Origin of the sequence: Pseudomonas sp. TH07 (assembly GCF_016651285.1) — a bacterium.
Classification (GTDB): domain Bacteria; phylum Pseudomonadota; class Gammaproteobacteria; order Pseudomonadales; family Pseudomonadaceae; genus Aquipseudomonas.
Genome location: NZ_JAEKED010000001.1, coordinates 1,106,443 through 1,123,204, shown reverse-complemented (window position 1 = coordinate 1,123,204; position 16,762 = coordinate 1,106,443). Strand labels below are relative to the sequence as shown.

Genomic DNA, 16,762 nt, shown 5'->3' with positions numbered 1-16,762 from the left:
GTGTGGCGATCTTCGATTGTCGGCCGTGCCCCTAGCGGTCCTGGCCGGTAACCGGCGCCCCATGCAAAACGCCCCCGATCTTGCGATCGGGGGCGTTTTTTTTACAGGCTCGGCTTAGCGATTACGCGTCAGCAGGGCCGGTTTTTCACCCCGTGGGCGGCTCGGCAGTTGATCGAGCTGCTCAGGTGTCGGGAAGCGATCGCTTTTCGACTCCTTGTGCATGATCTTCGGCTGAGTGCCACGTGGGTTCTGCACGGCCGGTTCCTGACGCGGCTGGTCATCGGAGCGAGCCGGGCGGCGATTGCGCGACGACTCTTCGCGACGGGCCTGGCCATCACGAGGAGCGCCGTTGCGTGGGCCGTTGCGCTTGGCCGGTGGGGTGCCGGTGGTCGCGCCGTTGCTGCTGCGCGGACCGTTCTGGCGACCTTGCGGCTGGCCGCCGCGCGGTGCTGCACCGGCGCCTGCACCTGCACCTTGTGCCGGGGCGCCTGGACGGCGGCCGCGACCTTGAGCCGGCTTCTGCTGCGGGACGTAGTCGACGCGGTTACCGAAGTTATCGATATCGTCGTCCAGGAACTCGTCCGGTGCGCGGTCAGCGGCTGCACGTGGGGTTGGCTGGCGCTGTTCGCGGGCCGGGGTGCCTTCGCGAGGTTTCTGCTCGCGAGCCGGGCGGTCGCCACGAGCGGCAGGTTTGTCCTTGCCGCCCTTGTCCTTGCCCTTGTCTTTACGGCCACCGCCGCCGCCACCGCCGTTCGGGCCATCGCCACGCGGGCCACGGGCATTGCGCGGGTTGCGCACGTCCGGACGTTCACGCACTTCAGGCTTTTCGGCTTCAACGGCACTGGCGTCAAAACCCATCAGGTCGCCGTCGGCGATTTTCTGCTTGGTCATGCGCTCGATGCTTTTCAGCAGTTTCTCTTCGTCCGGGGCGACCAGGGAAATCGCTTCGCCCGAACGACCGGCACGGCCAGTACGGCCGATGCGGTGCACGTAGTCTTCGTCGACGTTCGGCAGCTCGAAGTTGACCACGTGTGGCAGTTGGTCGATATCCAGGCCGCGCGCGGCGATGTCGGTGGCAACCAGGATCCGCACTTCGCCGGCCTTGAAGTCGGCCAGGGCTTTGGTGCGGGCGTTCTGGCTCTTGTTACCGTGGATCGCGACAGCGCTAAGGCCGTGTTTGTCCAGGTACTCGGCCAGGCGGTTGGCGCCATGCTTGGTACGGGTGAAGACCAGGACCTGTTCCCAGGCGCCGGCGGTAATCAGGTGCGCCAGCAGGGCGCGCTTGTGGCTGGCGGCGAGGCGGAATACCCGTTGCTCGATGCGCTCGACCGTGGTGTTCGGCGGCGTGACTTCGATGCGCTCGGGGTTGTGCAGCAGCTTGCCGGCGAGGTCCGTGATGTCCTTGGAGAAGGTCGCGGAGAACAGCAGGTTCTGGCGTTTGGCTGGCAGGCGCGCGAGGACTTTCTTCACGTCGTGCACAAAGCCCATGTCGAGCATGCGGTCGGCTTCGTCCAGCACGAGGATTTCCACGTGGGACAAGTCGACGCTGCCTTGACCGCACAGGTCGAGCAGGCGGCCCGGGCAGGCAACCAGCACATCAACCCCACGGGCCATGGCTTGCACCTGTGGATTCATGCCGACGCCGCCGAAGATGCAGGCGCTGACGAACTTCAGGTCGCGGGCGTAGAGCTTGAAGCTCTCATGCACCTGGGCGGCCAGTTCGCGGGTTGGGGTCAGGACCAGGACGCGCGGTTGGCGCGGGCCGTGACGCTGGGATTTGTCCGGGTGACCGTTGGGAAACAACCGCTCTAGGATCGGAAGGGCGAAACCGCCGGTTTTACCAGTACCTGTCTGCGCCGCAACCATCAAGTCGCGACCTTGCAACACGGCGGGAATGGCCCGCTGTTGCACCGGAGTAGGCTGGGTATAGCCGGCGGCTTCGATCGCGCCGACTAAAGCCTCGGAGAGACCGAGGGAAGCAAAGGACATGAGTAATCCTGTTTTAGTTAGGGCTTGGCCCAGAGGGATAGTCTTGCCTGGCGCGAATGGCGTTTAAGAGGACGCAATCCCGTCCGGTCCAGCTTCAGTCCTGAAGACGTGCCCGAAAAAGCCCGCGCGGGCCGTATTGGCTGCGCTGTAGCGGTATCGAGATGCCTTGAACAGGAACGAGCGTCCGGGCGTGAGCCTGGCGGAAAGGCCGGAGTATAACAGAGCAATCACTGTGCGCTGCTTTCCTGCTGCTCAACGGTTTTATCGGAGGTGGAGTGCAGGGTCGCCTTCGAAGGTCCCGGGGCGCGAGCGCCGCCGTAGCGGGCATTGAGCTCGGCGTAGGCCGGTTCCTGCTTGAAGCGTTTGAGTTCGGCGGCGAAGCGCTGCACCAGCAAGTCCATGCCGGCGTTGCGGCGCACGGCCAGGAACTGCCCCTGGCGCACCAGCACCAAGGGGTTTTCGGTGATCTGGTCGCGCACCTTCAAGGTGTCGAGCAGGTACTGGCCGACCCGGCGATCGGTGATCACCAGGTCGATCCGTCCCAGCAGCAGCTTGCCGAAGTTGGCTTCCTGGGTGGGCGCGGGCTCGCGCGTGAACAGCGGCGAGTCGTTGAATTCGTCGGTGTACAGGTACCCGGGGGAGGTGCCGATGGTCAGGCCGCTCAAGGTCTCCAGGCGGCTGAACGGGTGCGGGCGCTGGTTGGCGTAGAACATCACGAACTCCACTTCCGACAGCGGTTCGCTGGGGTAGAGCAGGCTTTTTTCCCGTTCTTCGCGATGAAAGATATCCAGCACCGCGTCGGCCTGGCCCTGCTCCAGCATGGCCAGGCAGCGTTTCCACGGCAGGAACTGCCATTGCACTTCGATCCCCAGGCGCTGGAAGACAATGGCCGTGGCCTCGTAGTCCAGGCCCATGGCCTTGCCGTTTTCCTCGTAGGCGTAGGGCGGCCAGGGATCAGTGACAATGCGCAGCTTCTCGCCATGGGCCGCAAGGCTCAGGCAAGTACAGAGAAGGGCGGTCAGCAACCGGAAGATGACAAACATGGCGCGAGATTACGCCGTGACCCGCTGAAATAGCTAGAGGCAGTGCAGACCGCTCTAGCTCAAGGACCCGGCATGAAAAAGGGCCCTGGTTTCGCCAGGGCCCTTGGGTGTTCAACCTGCGATCAGCGTGGCAGCTTCAGGTTGTTCCACACTGCCAGGCTCGGCTCGGCCTGGTTCAGGGTATAGAAGTGCAACCCTGGCGCGTCGCCTTGCAGCAGGCGTTCGCACATTTCGCTGATCACCTGCTCGCCGAAACCCTGAATGCTCTGGGTGTCGTCGCCGTAGGCTTCCAGCTGCTTGCGGATCCAGCGTGGGATCTCGGCGCCGCAGGCGTCGGAGAAGCGCGCCAGCTTGCTGTAGTTGGTGATCGGCATGATGCCCGGCACGATCGGAATGTTCACACCCAGCTTGCGCACGCGCTCAACGAAGTAGAAGTAGCTGTCGGCGTTGAAGAAGTACTGGGTGATCGCACTGTCGGCACCGGCGTTGGCCTTGCGCACGAAGTTGTTGAGATCGTCTTCGAAATTGCGCGCTTGCGGGTGCATTTCCGGGTAGGCAGCGACTTCGATATGGAAGTGGTCACCGGTTTCCTGGCGAATGAACTCCACCAGGTCGTTGGCGTGGCGCAGCTCACCGCTGGCCATGCCCATGCCGGAAGGCAGGTCGCCGCGCAGGGCGACGATGCGCTTGATCCCGGCAGCCTGGTACTGGTTGAGCAGGCCGCGCAGATCGTCCTTGCTGTCGCCGACGCAGGACAGGTGCGGCGCAGCGGGGACTTTAACTTCGCTCTCAAGCTGCAGCACGGTGTTGATCGTGCGATCGCGAGTCGAGCCACCGGCACCGTAGGTGCAGGAGAAGAAATCGGGGTTGTACGTGGCCAGCTGACGGGCAGTGGCGAGCAGTTTTTCATGCCCAGCATCGGTCTTGGTCGGGAAGAATTCGAAGCTGTAGCGACGGTCTTGGGACATGGAGGGGGCCTCCAGCCGCAAGCTTCAAGCTGCAAACTGCAAGCAGGCGGTGTGCCTGTTCTTGTAGCTTGCAGCTTGAAGCTCACAACTGCTTAAAGAGAGCAATGAAGGAGCAAGCCCCTCACCACAAGCCGCAAGTCAGCCAACCGCTCTAACTTGCTGCTTGCAGCTCGAAGCTCGGCGCTGCTTAGTACCGGTAAGCGTGCGGCTTGAACGGACCTTCGACGGTCACGCCGATGTAGTCGGCCTGGGTCTTGGTCAGTTGAGTCACGACGCCGCCGAAGCCGCGGACCATTTCCAGGGCCACTTCTTCGTCGAGTTTCTTCGGCAGTACTTCAACGGTCAGGCGCTCGGCTTTCTGGGCTGGCGACAGGTCGGCGTACTTCTGGCCGAACAGGAAGATCTGCGCCAGAACCTGGTTGGCGAACGAGCCATCCATGATGCGGCTTGGGTGACCGGTAGCGTTACCCAGGTTCACCAGGCGGCCTTCGGCCAGCAGGATCAGGTAGTCGTCGTTCTGGGCGTCGAACGCGCCAGGGCCGGTACGGTGGATCTTGTGTACCTGAGGCTTCACTTCTTCCCATGCCCAGTTCTTGCGCATGAAAGCGGTGTCGATTTCGTTGTCGAAGTGGCCGATGTTGCAGACAACAGCGCGCTTCTTCAGGGCTTTGAGCATGTTCGAGTCGCAAACATTGACGTTGCCGGTGGTGGTCACGATCAGGTCGATCTTGCCCAGCAGTGCTGCGTCGATGCAGGCGGAGGTGCCGGTGTTGATACCGTCGATGAACGGCGAAACCAGTTCGAAACCGTCCATGCAGGCTTGCATAGCGCAGATCGGGTCAACTTCGGAAACCTTGACGATCATGCCTTCCTGACGCAGGGACTGGGCCGAGCCCTTGCCCACGTCACCGTAGCCGATGACCAGCGCTTGCTTGCCGGACAGCAGGTGGTCGGTACCGCGCTTGATCGCATCGTTCAGGCTGTGACGGCAGCCGTACTTGTTGTCGTTCTTGCTCTTGGTCACCGAGTCGTTGACGTTGATGGCCGGGATTTTCAGCTCGCCCTTGGCCAGCATGTCCAGCAGGCGGTGCACGCCGGTGGTGGTTTCTTCGGTAACGCCATGGACGCGGTCCAGGATCGCCGGGTATTTCTTGTGCAGCAGCTCGGTCAGGTCGCCGCCGTCGTCGAGGATCATGTTGGCATCCCACGGCGCGCCATCCTTGAGGATGGTCTGCTCCAGGCACCACTCGTACTCTTCTTCAGTCTCGCCTTTCCAGGCGAAAACCGGGATGCCGGCAGCGGCGATGGCAGCAGCGGCCTGGTCCTGAGTCGAGAAAATGTTGCAGGACGACCAACGCACTTCGGCACCCAGGGCAACCAGGGTTTCGATCAGCACGGCGGTCTGAATGGTCATGTGGATGCAGCCAAGAATCTTCGCGCCCTTGAGCGGCTGCTCGGCGGAGTACTTGCGGCGCAGACCCATCAGGGCCGGCATTTCCGATTCGGCGATGATGGTTTCGCGACGGCCCCAGGCAGCCAGGGACATGTCGGCGACTTTGTAATCGTTAAAATCTGCAGGCGTGATAACAGCGCTCATGAAGAGCCTCCATTCGTAGTTATGCGAATGGGCGCCGTTGTGCGTTTGGTATCTGGCCGACTGTGGCCAGCAACGCCCCATCCGAGCCTGACAGGTAAACCTGCTGCAGCGCCCCTCGGACAGGTGGCGGGAAAACGGTATCCGATACAGATGACCGTTTTGAAACGGTGGCGATTATAGCTGGGTTTGAGCGCCAAGTGGCAAGCTGCAAGTCAGCGCGGACCGGCTTTTAACTTGCAGCTTTGAGCTTGAAGCTAGAAGCTGGGGCCCATCCACAGTCATCACTAACCCCCCTCCCAACCCCGGAGCCCCCCCATGAACTTCCACACCCGCAAATGGGTAAAGCCCGAAGACCTCAACCCCAACGGCACGCTGTTCGGCGGCAGCCTGTTGCGCTGGATCGACGAAGAGGCGGCCATCTACGCCATCGTCCAGCTGGGCAATCAGCGCGTGGTCACCAAGTACATCTCGGAAATCAACTTTGTCAGCGCCTCGCGCCAGGGCGACATCATCGAGCTGGGGATTACCGCCACCGAGTTCGGTCGCACCTCGATTACCCTGACCTGCGAAGTGCGCAACAAGATCACCCGCAAGAGCATTCTCACGGTCGAGAAGATGGTGTTCGTCAACCTCGGCGAAGACGGCTTGCCGGCGCCCCACGGGCGCACCGAAATCAAGTACGTGAAAGACCAGTTCCAGGACGACGCCGCCGTCGAGTGAAGCCTTTGCGACAAAACACCTGGTGCCACTGAACAGCCCTGAACCGCGCAGGTCGTAGCTAAATGACCCGCCTGGTTCAGGAGCCTTATGGACACCCAAAAAGACGGCAAGACCCCCGGCCTGTCGGCCGAAGAGCAGCACGACGTCGACCGCAACCAACCGCCTCGCGCGGCGGTCCTGCATGAAATCATCCGCACCCAGGGCGACCAGGAACTGGAGCGCAGCGTCGCCGCGCTGTGGTGGTCGGCCCTGGCTGCCGGCTTGACCATGGGCCTGTCATTGATGGGCATGGGCCTGCTCAATTCGCGCCTGCCCGACACCGAGGGCTTCAAGGTGATCGCCAGCTTCGGTTACTGCGCGGGCTTTCTTGCGGTGATCCTGGCGCGCCAGCAACTGTTTACCGAAAACACCCTGACCGCGGTGCTGCCGGTGATGAGCAAGCCGACCCTGAACAACTTCGGGCGCCTGCTGCGGCTGTGGAGTGTGGTGCTGGTGGGTAACCTGTGCGGCACCCTGCTGGTGGCCTACGTGATGCTGCACCTGCCGATTTTTGACAGCAAGACCGATATGGCCTTCCTCGATATCGGGCGCAAGGTCATGGAAAACGACAGCAGCCAGATGTTCGCCAAAGGCATTATTTCCGGCTGGATGATTGCCACCATGGTCTGGATGATCCCGTCCATGGAGAGCGCCAAGATCTGGATCATCGTCCTGATCACCTACCTGATGGCCCTGGGTGACTTTACCCATATCGTGGTCGGTTCGGCCGAGGTCTCGTACCTGGTGTTTGCCGGCGAGTTGCCGTGGAAGGATTTCTGGCTGGTGTTCGCCGGACCGACCCTGGCGGGCAATATCATTGGCGGCAGCTGCATCTTTGCCCTGATCAGCCATGCCCAGGTGCGCAGCGAGAGTGGCAAACCCAATAAAACCGCGGACCAGACGCCAGCGCCCGATCCGCGAGAGATCAAAAAATGATCAGTGAGCGTCTGCCTTGCTGGCGGGCGCCGGTGCATCGTTGGTCACGTGGCGTACCAGTTTGCCGATGCTCAGGCCCTGCAACAGGATCGACGACAGCACCACGATGTAGGTGATGCTCAGCAACAGGTCGCGTTCCGGGCCCAGGGGCAGGGCCAGCGCCAGTGCCACCGAAACCCCGCCGCGCAGGCCACCCCAGGTCAGGACCCGGATGGTGCCGCGCGGCACTGTGCGCCAGCGGCGCAGCAGGAGGATGGCCGGGGCCACGGTAAGCAGGCGCGAGAGCAGGATCGCCAGCGCCAGCAGGCTCGCCGCTAGCAGGTGCAGCCAGGAGAACGGCAACAGCAGCAGCTCCATGCCGATCAGGGCGAACAGCAGGGCGTTGAGCATGTCATCGAGCAATTCCCAGAAACCGTCGAGGTAGCGCCGGGTCATGTCGTTCATCGCCAGATTGCGCCCCAGGTTGCCGATGATCAGCCCCGCCACCACCATCGCGATCGGTGCCGATACGTGCAGTTCGGCGGCCATCGCCGAGCCGCCGATGACCAGGGCCAGGGTCAGCATGACTTCGATCTGGTGCTGCTCGATGCTCTTGATCATCAGGTACACCAGGTAGCCGATCAGCCCGCCGAACACCACGCCGCCAATGGCCTCGTGGGCGAACAGCATGGCCGTCGCGCCAATCGTCGGGGTTTCACCCAGCTGGGCGATGCCGAGCAGTACGGTAAACACCACCACGGCGGTGCCGTCGTTGAACAGCGACTCGCCGACGATGGTGGTCTTAAGCGGTTTGGACGCGTTGGCGGTACGCAGCACGCCGAGCACCGCAATCGGGTCGGTGGGTGAAATCAGCGCGCCGAACAGCAGGCAGTAGAGGAAGCTCACATGCCAGCCGAACAGGCCGAAGATCCAGTAGGCCAGGCTGCCGATCACCACTGTGGCGACCAGAACGCCGACCGTGGCCAGCAGGCCGATGGGCCAGCGGTAACTGCGCAGGTCGCCGAGGTTGACGTGCAGGGCGCCGGCGAACAGCAGGAACGACAGCATCCAGTTCATCAGCAGGTCGCCGAAGTCGATCTGGCCGATCAGTTGCTGCACGTGCTCTTCGAGCCCGGGGTAGCCAAGAAAGCTCAGTCCTTGCAGCAGCAGGGAAAACAGCAGTGCGGTCACCATCACGCCGATGGTCGGTGGCAGGCCGATAAAGCGGAAATTAACGTAGGTGAGCAGGGTGGTCAGGCAAATAAATGCAGCGACAAGTTCAAGCATCCGGACTCCTTTGGATGAACGGCGAGGGTGACAGGGGGCGGCAGCAAGCTTCGGGCCTCAAGCTGCAAGTTTCAAGCTTGAGGCTCACTGCTTGCCACTTGCAGCTGCTATTAGTCTGTAGTCTTGACGCGCTGATCAGGCATGCGCATGCCGGTTGCCGTCCCCAGAGGGTCGAGCGGTGGCAGGAATTATTGGAATAGGTCTCTGCGCAACTGAGTGCGGCGTGGTCGGCGCCAGTATAAACAGCCGAAAGGGCTAGGTGAAACGTTTCTCCTCTATCAAACAGGGAGTCTGAAGTGCTGGCGACAAGTCTGGTTCTGGTGGCGGCACTGCTGCACGCGGCCTGGAACACCCTGATCAAATTCAGTGCCGAGCGGTTGCTGGTGGTGGCGTGCATGGACAGTGTGGCGCTGCTGTTCGTGGCCTTGATGCTGGGCTTCGTCGAGCTGCCGCCTGCCGCGATCTGGCCATGGATCCTGGCCTCCGCCGCCTTTGAACTGCTGTATCGCTACCTGTTGATCCAGGCCTACCGGGTGGGCGACCTGGGGCTGGTTTACCCCTTGATGCGGGGGCTGTCGCCCCTGGTGGTGCTGGCCCTGACCCTGGTGTTTGCCGGAGAAGTGCTGAGCACCCAGCAGATCCTCGGCATTCTGCTGATCCCCTTCGGCATGCTTTGCCTGTTGTGGCAGGGCGGTGGCGGCGAGCGCCTGCCGTGGTCGATGCTGCCGGTGGTGGCGCTGATTGGCTTGTGCATCGGCTGCTACACCTTTATCGACGGCCAGGCCCTGCGGCGCTGGTCGCACCCTCTGGATTACCTGGTCTGGGTCACGCTGCTCAGTGCCTGGCCCTTTCCCTTGCTGGCGCTGGTCCGCAGGCGCCCGGCATTCGCCCTGTTCTGGCGTGAACAGTGGCGGTTGGGGCTGTGCGTCGGATTTTGCGTTTTGTTCAGCTACGCTTTGGTGCTTTGGGCCATGCAGCTTGGCTCGATTGCCGAAGCCGCGGCGTTGCGCGAGATCAGCGTGATCCTGGTGGTGTTGTTCGGCATGCGCTACTTGAAAGAACCTTTCGGTCGGCCACGGCTCTTAGCCTGTGGGCTGGTCCTGATCGGCATGCTGGTGATGAAGTTCTGATCCGTCCCCCCTAACTTTAAAAAAGGACCCTGCCATGACCGTTGCCTTCTGGTGTGTATTTATCGCCATCCTCCTGCCGTACCTGTGCACCGGTATCGCCAAGTTCAGTGGTGGCAAGTTCGGGCCACGGCAGAACCACGACCCGCGTGCGTTCCTGGCGACCCTTGAAGGCTTCGCCAAGCGTGCCCATTCCGCCCAGCTCAACAGCTTCGAAGTGACCCCGGCCTTTGCGGCGGCGGTGATCATTGCCCATGTCGCCAATGTGGCGCAGCTGGTGACCATCGACGTGCTGGCGGTGCTGTTTATCACCAGTCGTCTGCTGTACATCATCTGCTACCTGGCGGACTGGGCCATGCTGCGCTCGGTGGTGTGGTTCGTGGGCATGGCACTGATTGCCAGCTTCTTTTTCGTTTCGATCTGATCGCTGTTCCGCGACCCTGGGCTGCTTTCGCCGAGGGTCGCCGCCTGCGAAGTTGCGGGCGGCGTGGAGTTGAGTGGCGAGGTTATTTGCTGTCGGCCACTTCCGGAACGGCCGGCAGCGCCGCGCCCTTGGGCCAGAGCATCCAGATCTGTCCTTGCTGTTTCATGTCGCCGGCCAGTTGCCCGGCTGCATCCCCCGTACCCCAGAACAGATCCGCACGGACCTCGCCGGTGATGGCGCCGCCGGTGTCCTGGGCGGCCACCGGGCGCACCAGACTGCTGCCATCCGGGCGGGTGGTGGACAGCCACAACAGGCTGCCCAGGGGAATCACTTTGCGATCCACCGCCACGCTGTAGCCTGAGGTCAGGGGCACATTCAGCGACCCACGCGGACCTTCGTTACTGTCCGGGTTGCGGTTGAAGAACACATAACTGGGGTTGCTCCCCAGCAGCTCGGGAATACGTGCCGGGTGGGCCTTGGCCCATGCCGCGATGGCACCCATGGTGACTTCTTCTTTTTTCAGCTCGCCCTGATCCACCAGCCAGCGCCCGATCGGCCGATAAGGATGGCCGTTCTGGTCGGCATAACCGATGCGCAGTTGGCGACCATCGGCCAGCTGGATCCGTCCCGAGCCCTGGATCTGCAGGAATTGCAGGTCCATCGGGTCGGTCAGCCAGGCAATCACCGGCGCCTTGACGCCCTTGGTCTCGATGCTGGCAGCGTCGTCGTAGGGCTTGAGCACCCGGCCTTCAAGCCGGCCGCGCAGGCGCTTGCCCTTGAGTTCGGGGTAGAGGCTGTCCAGGGCGACGATGATCATGTCATCCGGCACGCCGTACACCGGCACATTGGCGGTCTTGGTCGCGGTCAGGCTGCCGGGGTAGACCGGTTCGTAGTAACCGGTGATCAGGCCATTGCTGCTGCCATTGGCCGAGCGCAGGCCGAAGACCTGAAGGTGTTCTTCAAGAAAGCCGCGAATGGCGGCGGGCGTCTGCGGCACAGTGGCCGCTGCGGCGCAGGTTGGTCCCCAGATCGTATCGGCCTTGAGTCGGGTGCAGGCACTGCGCCAGGAACCGAAGCCGGCCAGCAGGTCATTGTCGGCGACCTGCGGCAGGGCTTCCCAGGGTGCGCTGACGTAGGTGGCGAGGGCGTGGGTCTGGGGCGTTTCGGTGTCGCTGCCATTGCACCCGGCCAGCAGGGCCAGGGTCGGCAGGGTCCAGGCCAGGTGACGGCGCCAGGCGCTGAAACTGAGATTCATGCGGTACTTCCTTTGACGATTGCGCGAGCCGTGCAGGCGCTCGGGCAACCCTTGTTTTTAATAGGGCTATTGGTCTTTGCCGGGCAGGCGAGGATACTGGCCGCCGTTTTCCCGAACCTTGAGCCACCATGATTCTTAAAAGACTTGCTGTTGTATTGCTGGCCTGCCTGACGCTTTCTGCCTGCGGTGGAGTCGATCCGAACTCGCCCCTGGGGCAGCGCAAGGCGATCTTCAAACAGATGCTCAAGACCGGTGAAGACCTGGGCGGCATGCTTCGCGGGCGGATCGCCTTCGACGGTGCGCGTTTCGCCGAGGGTGCGGTCAAACTCGACAGCCTGTCCCATGAGCCGTGGAAGCACTTTCCCCAGGTCAAGGAAGAGGAACATACCAGCGCCACCGACGATGTCTGGCGCAAACAGGCGCGCTTCCAGGAGCTGGCGCGCAACCTTGAGGCGGCCACCGGTGAATTGGTGATCGCGAGCCAGGTCCAGCCCTACAAGGCCGCCAATCTCGGCCCGGCGGTGCAGAAGGTCGAAGATGCGTGCAGTGCTTGCCATAAAGAGTTTCGTGATCACTGATCCTGCTTTAAATCGGGCGACCTGGGCAGGACCGGGGCATCTGTCGCGACGGCAGCTGCCACCCCTGGGGCTTGAGGCGGTGCCTGCTGCGTAGGCAAGCGCGAGCAAGCTCCCTCGCCACAGACAGTCCTGAGTCAAGGTTTGGCGTGAAAGCCCGTCAGCGGCTTATTTATCCAGCTCGTCCAGGGCTTGCTGCAGTTCCTTGCGGGATTCGGCGAGCTTGTCCTTGCGCTTGTTGATCTTCTCCGAATCGCCTTTTTTCATGGCTTTATCCAGGTCGGCCTGACGGCGGCTGACTTCGTGCTTGGCATCCAGCACCTTGTTTTCCCGTTCCTTCTTCAGCGAGGCGTCGGTGCAGTTGGCAGTGACTTCGCTCAGGGCTTTTTCCAGGCCAGCCTGCTGTTCGCTGTTGCCGTGAGCCTTGGCTTGCTCGATCTGGACGCTGATGGCCTGGCGCTTGGCGGCGCAGCCGGTGAGTTCCGGGGCCTGCTCTGTGGCCAGCACCGGGGCGGCCACCAGGCTGCAAAGGGTCAAAAGCGCGAGCGGTGAAAACAGTTTCATAAAGGCTCCGTAAGGTCGCTATCAGGTGGGCAGACGGTTGGGCTCTTGGAGCGTAGTCGTGCCCTTGGGGTTCAACACCACGGATCGATCAGTCTTCAAAACCCTTCGACCCCGGCGGCTCTCAATTCTTCTGTGACAGCCCGCATCTGCGGGCTTTGCAAAAACGCGCTCAACTGTGCGGCGCGCTTGGGGCCGATGTTGCCCTCGGCCTGCCATTGTTCGGTACTTTTGCTCGCCAGGACCTGCCACGGGCCTTGCAGGCTGGCCGTGCCACTGGGCGGCAAGCCCAGGGCCTTCAGCCAGCGTGCGAAAGGTCGTTGCCGGGCGCCTTGCAGGCTGTCGAGCAGGCGTGCGCTGCTGCGTTCGCCAAAGCCGGCAATGTTAGCAAGCTCTGCGTGGTCGAGGGTCAACCAATCGACCAAGCCTTTGATGCGACCTGTTTCAATCAGTTTCTCCCAGGTGCCGCTAGCGACATGGGGCAGGTCCAGCCCCTGCTTGCCGCTGAGCCAGGTCAGGCGTGCCAGGAACTGGCTTTCGCAACCGGGCAGCGGCTGCCAGCAGCTCAGGTAATCAAAGGCCCCGGGGTCGGGCACCGTGATTGGTGCTCGTTGCGCCGCACGCAGCACCACGCTGTCCAGGCGTGGCACCGTCAGCCCGGCCAGGCTGATGGCCACCTGGTCGCCGGGGCGAATATCCAGCGCTTGCCAGCGCTGTAGCGAGCCACTGCTGACCCGGCGGATCTGTCGGTCATCCAGGCGCACCGGCTCCAGTTCCAGCAGTGGGGTGATGCGCCCGGTGCGGCCGATCTTGAATTGCACCTTGCGTACCGTGGCCAGGGCCTGCCGGTAGGGGTACTTCCAGGCCACCAGCCAGTACGGCGCCTTGACCTGCCAGCGCTGCGCGGGCGGGCGCAGGCTTTGGCGCAACACAATGCCGTCGCTGGCAAAGGGCAGGGGCGCGCGATACCAGTGGTCGCGCCAGCGCCGTGCGCCGTCAAGGTCGGTGACGGGGTGGCTGTACTCGCGGCTTTCGGCGAACCCCAGGCTGCTCAACTGCGCCAGGCGCTCGGGCAGGGTGTTCGGGCCCTGTGGCCAGTCCCAGACAAACAGGCCGATCTGCCTTGCCTCTTGCGCCCGCAGCTGTTTGCGTGCCATCAGCCCGGCGATCTGGCTGCGGGCATTGCGGCTGCCGGCCTCCGCCTGAACGTGGGCTTCCAGGCGCCAGTACAGCTCGCCTTGCAGCAGCAGGTCCACCGGCTGGGGCAATCGCTTGGGAATGGCCTCGATCAACTGCGCAGCGGCGCTCCAGTCCTGGCCACGCAGGCCGTCGCCACGGCTGATGGCCTGCTGGAACAGGCCGCGGCGGTAGATCAGGGTCACCGCCACGCCGTCGACCTTCGGCTGCACCCAGACCTGGCGGCGGCCTTGCAGCCAGGACTGCACGGCCTGGTCGTCGGCGAGTTTCTCGAGGCCGGTATGGGGGATCGGGTGGGCCACGTCGCCGGCAGCGCTGCGCAGCGGCTGGTCAGCAGTGGACGCGACGCCGAAGCACTGGCGCCAGGTATTCAGGCGTTGCCGTGCCTGGTCATACAGCTCGTCGGCCACTGCGGACTGGCCCTGTCGGTGATAGCCCTCGCCCCAGGCCTGCAGTTGTCGATGCAGGGCGCTGATTTCTTCAGTGGCGCGGGCGGTGGGCCAATCCGGGCAGGCGGCCATGGCCGGCAGGACGAGAAGTGCCAGGGCGAAACTGATCAACCATTGCAGTCTGGGCAACATGGGGAGCGTCCTTGCTCGGGCGTGATGTCGACCAAGGTTAGGCCGCTCCGCGAGGCGCGGGGCACTCGGCTGGTTGCCGGTTGTTTCGGGGCACGGGAGGCAGCCGGTAAGCCCCGGGCCAGAGGCCGGCAGGGAAACCTTCGGCTACAAAAAAGCCCCGCAGGGCGAACCGTGCGGGGCTTTGGATGTTGCCAGGTGAAGCTTACAGACCGGCAGCGGCGCGCAGGGCCTCGGCGCGGTCGGTTTTTTCCCAGGTGAAGGTGGTGAAGGTGTCTTCGCCCACGGTCTTGGTTTGCGGGGTACGACCGAAGTGGCCGTAAGCAGCGGTTTCCTGGTACATCGGGTGCAGCAGGTCGAGCATGGTGGTGATGGCGTATGGACGCAGGTCGAACACGTCACGTACCAGCTTGACGATCTTGTCGTCGCTGATCTTGCCGGTGCCGAAGGTGTTCAACGAGATCGAAGTCGGTTGAGCGACGCCGATAGCGTAGGAAACCTGAATCTCGCAGCGCTCGGCCAGGCCGGCAGCGACGATGTTCTTGGCCACATAGCGACCGGCGTAGGCGGCCGAACGGTCAACCTTGGATGGATCCTTGCCGGAGAACGCGCCGCCGCCGTGACGGGCCATGCCGCCGTAGCTGTCGACGATGATCTTGCGACCGGTCAGGCCGCAGTCGCCCACCGGGCCGCCAATGATGAACTGGCCAGTCGGGTTGATGTGGAACTGGGTGTCCTTGGTCAGCAGGTCGGCCGGCAGCACGTGCTTGACGATCAGCTCCATCACGCCTTCGCGCAGGTCTTTGTACGACACGTCAGGGTTGTGCTGGGTCGACAATACGACGGCGTCGATCGCCACCACCTTGCCGCCTTCGTAACGGCAGGTCACTTGCGACTTGGCGTCGGGACGCAACCAAGGCAGCAGGCCGGATTTGCGGGCCTCGGCCTGGCGCTGCACCAGTTGGTGCGAGAAGGTGATCGGTGCCGGCATCAGCACGTCGGTTTCGTTGCTGGCGTAGCCGAACATCAGGCCCTGGTCGCCGGCGCCCTGATCTTCAGGCTTGGCACGGTCTACACCCTGGTTGATGTCGGGGGACTGCTTGCCGATGATGTTCATCACGCCGCAGGTCGCGCCGTCGAAACCGACGTCGGAGCTGTTGTAGCCGATGTCCAGGATAACGTTACGGACGATTTCTTCCAGATCGACCCAGGCCGATGTGGTGACTTCGCCGGCGATGATCGCCACGCCGGTTTTCACCAGAGTCTCGCAAGCCACGCGGGCGAACTTGTCTTGGGTAATGATGGCGTCCAGCACCGCGTCAGAAATCTGGTCGGCGATTTTGTCCGGATGCCCTTCAGACACGGACTCGGAGGTGAAAAGGGAGTATTCGCTCATCTCGACGGTTTCCTAAATTTACCGATGGTGAGTGTCGCCAGCCGGTCGCTGAAAATGGCGGACCTGAATCTGGAAACCATTACGTAAGCCTACATACAGGCTTTCCCCGGGAACCAGTCCCGCAGCGGTGGCCCAACGGGCCAGATCTTCCTGTTCAAAGCCCAGCCAGAGATCACCGCAGGCCTCCCTGGCCCAACTCTGGTTGTGGCTGCACAACTCTGTCACTAACAGGCTACCGCCTGGTTGCAGCAGGCCGGCCATGTGTTTCATGGCTTCGGCGGGCGCTGCGAAATGGTGCAAGACCATGTTCAACACGACGCAGTTGGCGCTCAGGCCTACGCCATTCAGTGCATCGGCCAACTGCAGGCTGACGTTAGCCAGCGCTTCGCGTTCACATAGCTGACGCGCCAGATCCAGCATCGCCGGGCTGTTGTCCAGCGCGGTGACCTGATGAAAGCGGCGGGCCAGATCCGGCAGAAAGCCACCGTCGCCCGGGCCGACTTCTATGGCCGTGGCGGTGCTGCCGAAATTCAGCTGATCCAGCAACGAAAGCAAGCTCTCGCGGTACTGGGGCAGTCCTGCGATCAGGTCCTGCTGGGCGCGAAACTTCTCCGCGACCCGGGAAAAAAAGTCCTGGCTGGCCGTCGCCCGTTGTCGATGCACCAGGCCGATCCGCGCCTGTACGTCAAAGGGCAGGGCCAGTTGGTCGACTTCATCGAGCAGGGCTGCATGCAACCTGCCACCCAGTTGCTCGGTGTTGGGCAGGGCACGGCGATAGAAAATCGCATTGCCCTCGCGGCGGGTCGCCACCAGGTCGGCCTGGGCCAGAACCTTGAGGTGGTGGCTCATGCCGGACTGGCCGATGGCAAAGATCTGCGCCAGCTCCAGTACACCGAATGAGTCGTTGGTCAGCGCGCGCAATACATTCAATCGCAGCGGATCGCCGCCGGCCTTGCACAAGGCCGCCAGTTCATCGCAGTCGTCATGGCGAATGGAAGGCACACGTAAATTCATAGTGGCGCAGTCTAGTGACGCCCATAAAACCCCGCAAGACCAATATCAAAAAGTTTTGATATTGGTAGATAAATGGC

General features: G+C 62.8%; 15 protein-coding genes and 1 riboswitch. Of the genes, 5 read left to right on the top strand and 10 right to left on the bottom strand.

Going from position 1 to position 16,762, the window contains the following annotated elements:
• Positions 1–114 precede the first annotated feature (114 nt).
• From JFU57_RS05335 to ahcY, 4 genes are all read right to left on the bottom strand, one after another.
• Complete coding sequence (locus JFU57_RS05335) at positions 115–1,989, bottom strand: DEAD/DEAH box helicase (RefSeq protein WP_078473562.1); 1,875 nt, start codon at positions 1,987–1,989, stop codon at positions 115–117.
• A gap of 227 nt (positions 1,990–2,216) precedes the next feature.
• Positions 2,217–3,032 (bottom strand): substrate-binding periplasmic protein, encoded by an 816-nt coding sequence (locus JFU57_RS05330; protein WP_078473563.1) that lies wholly within the window; start codon positions 3,030–3,032, stop codon positions 2,217–2,219.
• Between the two features lie 122 nt (positions 3,033–3,154).
• A complete protein-coding gene (gene metF, locus JFU57_RS05325) occupies positions 3,155–4,000 on the bottom strand; it encodes a methylenetetrahydrofolate reductase [NAD(P)H] (RefSeq protein ID WP_020295314.1) in 846 nt (281 codons plus the stop codon).
• A gap of 187 nt (positions 4,001–4,187) precedes the next feature.
• On the bottom strand, positions 4,188–5,597 hold the full coding sequence (gene ahcY / locus JFU57_RS05320; RefSeq protein WP_078473564.1) for an adenosylhomocysteinase: 1,410 nt from the start codon (positions 5,595–5,597) through the stop codon (positions 4,188–4,190).
• A 22-nt stretch (positions 5,598–5,619) separates the two neighbouring features.
• Positions 5,620–5,720, bottom strand: a riboswitch (S-adenosyl-L-homocysteine riboswitch).
• Positions 5,721–5,912: 192 nt separating this feature from the next.
• Here ahcY and JFU57_RS05315 point away from each other — a divergent pair.
• Both JFU57_RS05315 and JFU57_RS05310 read left to right on the top strand, forming a co-directional pair.
• Positions 5,913–6,317 (top strand): acyl-CoA thioesterase, encoded by a 405-nt coding sequence (locus JFU57_RS05315; RefSeq protein WP_020295316.1) that lies wholly within the window; start codon positions 5,913–5,915, stop codon positions 6,315–6,317.
• A gap of 87 nt (positions 6,318–6,404) precedes the next feature.
• A complete protein-coding gene (locus JFU57_RS05310; protein ID WP_201128385.1) occupies positions 6,405–7,292 on the top strand; it encodes a formate/nitrite transporter family protein in 888 nt (295 codons plus the stop codon).
• Here the strand turns inward: JFU57_RS05310 and JFU57_RS05305 are convergent, their stop codons facing one another.
• Positions 7,293–8,558, bottom strand: a complete 1,266-nt coding sequence (locus JFU57_RS05305; protein ID WP_078472745.1) for a cation:proton antiporter — start codon at positions 8,556–8,558, stop codon at positions 7,293–7,295.
• Positions 8,559–8,854: 296 nt separating this feature from the next.
• Between JFU57_RS05305 and JFU57_RS05300 the strand changes: the two genes are divergently transcribed.
• Together JFU57_RS05300 and JFU57_RS05295 are read left to right on the top strand one after the other, a co-directional pair.
• Positions 8,855–9,688 (top strand): EamA family transporter, encoded by an 834-nt coding sequence (locus JFU57_RS05300; protein WP_078472746.1) that lies wholly within the window; start codon positions 8,855–8,857, stop codon positions 9,686–9,688.
• 34 nt (positions 9,689–9,722) lie between these two features.
• The gene (locus JFU57_RS05295) at positions 9,723–10,109 is read left to right on the top strand and encodes an MAPEG family protein (protein ID WP_078472747.1); all 387 of its coding nucleotides are present in this window, start codon (positions 9,723–9,725) and stop codon (positions 10,107–10,109) included.
• 82 nt (positions 10,110–10,191) lie between these two features.
• Here the strand turns inward: JFU57_RS05295 and mltA are convergent, their stop codons facing one another.
• Complete coding sequence (mltA, locus tag JFU57_RS05290; RefSeq protein ID WP_201128384.1) at positions 10,192–11,364, bottom strand: murein transglycosylase A; 1,173 nt, start codon at positions 11,362–11,364, stop codon at positions 10,192–10,194.
• Positions 11,365–11,492: 128 nt separating this feature from the next.
• Between mltA and JFU57_RS05285 the strand changes: the two genes are divergently transcribed.
• Positions 11,493–11,942 (top strand): c-type cytochrome, encoded by a 450-nt coding sequence (locus JFU57_RS05285; RefSeq protein WP_201128383.1) that lies wholly within the window; start codon positions 11,493–11,495, stop codon positions 11,940–11,942.
• Positions 11,943–12,107: 165 nt separating this feature from the next.
• On the opposite strand, the gene JFU57_RS05280 is transcribed toward JFU57_RS05285, so the two are convergent.
• The 4 genes from JFU57_RS05280 to JFU57_RS05265 all read right to left on the bottom strand — a co-directional run bounded on the left by JFU57_RS05280 (position 12,108) and on the right by JFU57_RS05265 (position 16,685).
• A complete protein-coding gene (locus JFU57_RS05280; protein ID WP_078472750.1) occupies positions 12,108–12,503 on the bottom strand; it encodes a DUF1090 domain-containing protein in 396 nt (131 codons plus the stop codon).
• Positions 12,504–12,598: 95 nt separating this feature from the next.
• Positions 12,599–14,278, bottom strand: a complete 1,680-nt coding sequence (gene ligB, locus JFU57_RS05275; RefSeq protein ID WP_201128382.1) for an NAD-dependent DNA ligase LigB — start codon at positions 14,276–14,278, stop codon at positions 12,599–12,601.
• Between the two features lie 202 nt (positions 14,279–14,480).
• The gene (gene metK, locus JFU57_RS05270; protein WP_078472752.1) at positions 14,481–15,671 is read right to left on the bottom strand and encodes a methionine adenosyltransferase; all 1,191 of its coding nucleotides are present in this window, start codon (positions 15,669–15,671) and stop codon (positions 14,481–14,483) included.
• An 18-nt stretch (positions 15,672–15,689) separates the two neighbouring features.
• Positions 15,690–16,685: an ArsR/SmtB family transcription factor gene (locus tag JFU57_RS05265; protein ID WP_020295326.1), complete on the bottom strand. Its 996-nt coding sequence runs from the start codon at positions 16,683–16,685 to the stop codon at positions 15,690–15,692.
• Between the last annotated feature and the right edge of the window lie 77 nt (positions 16,686–16,762).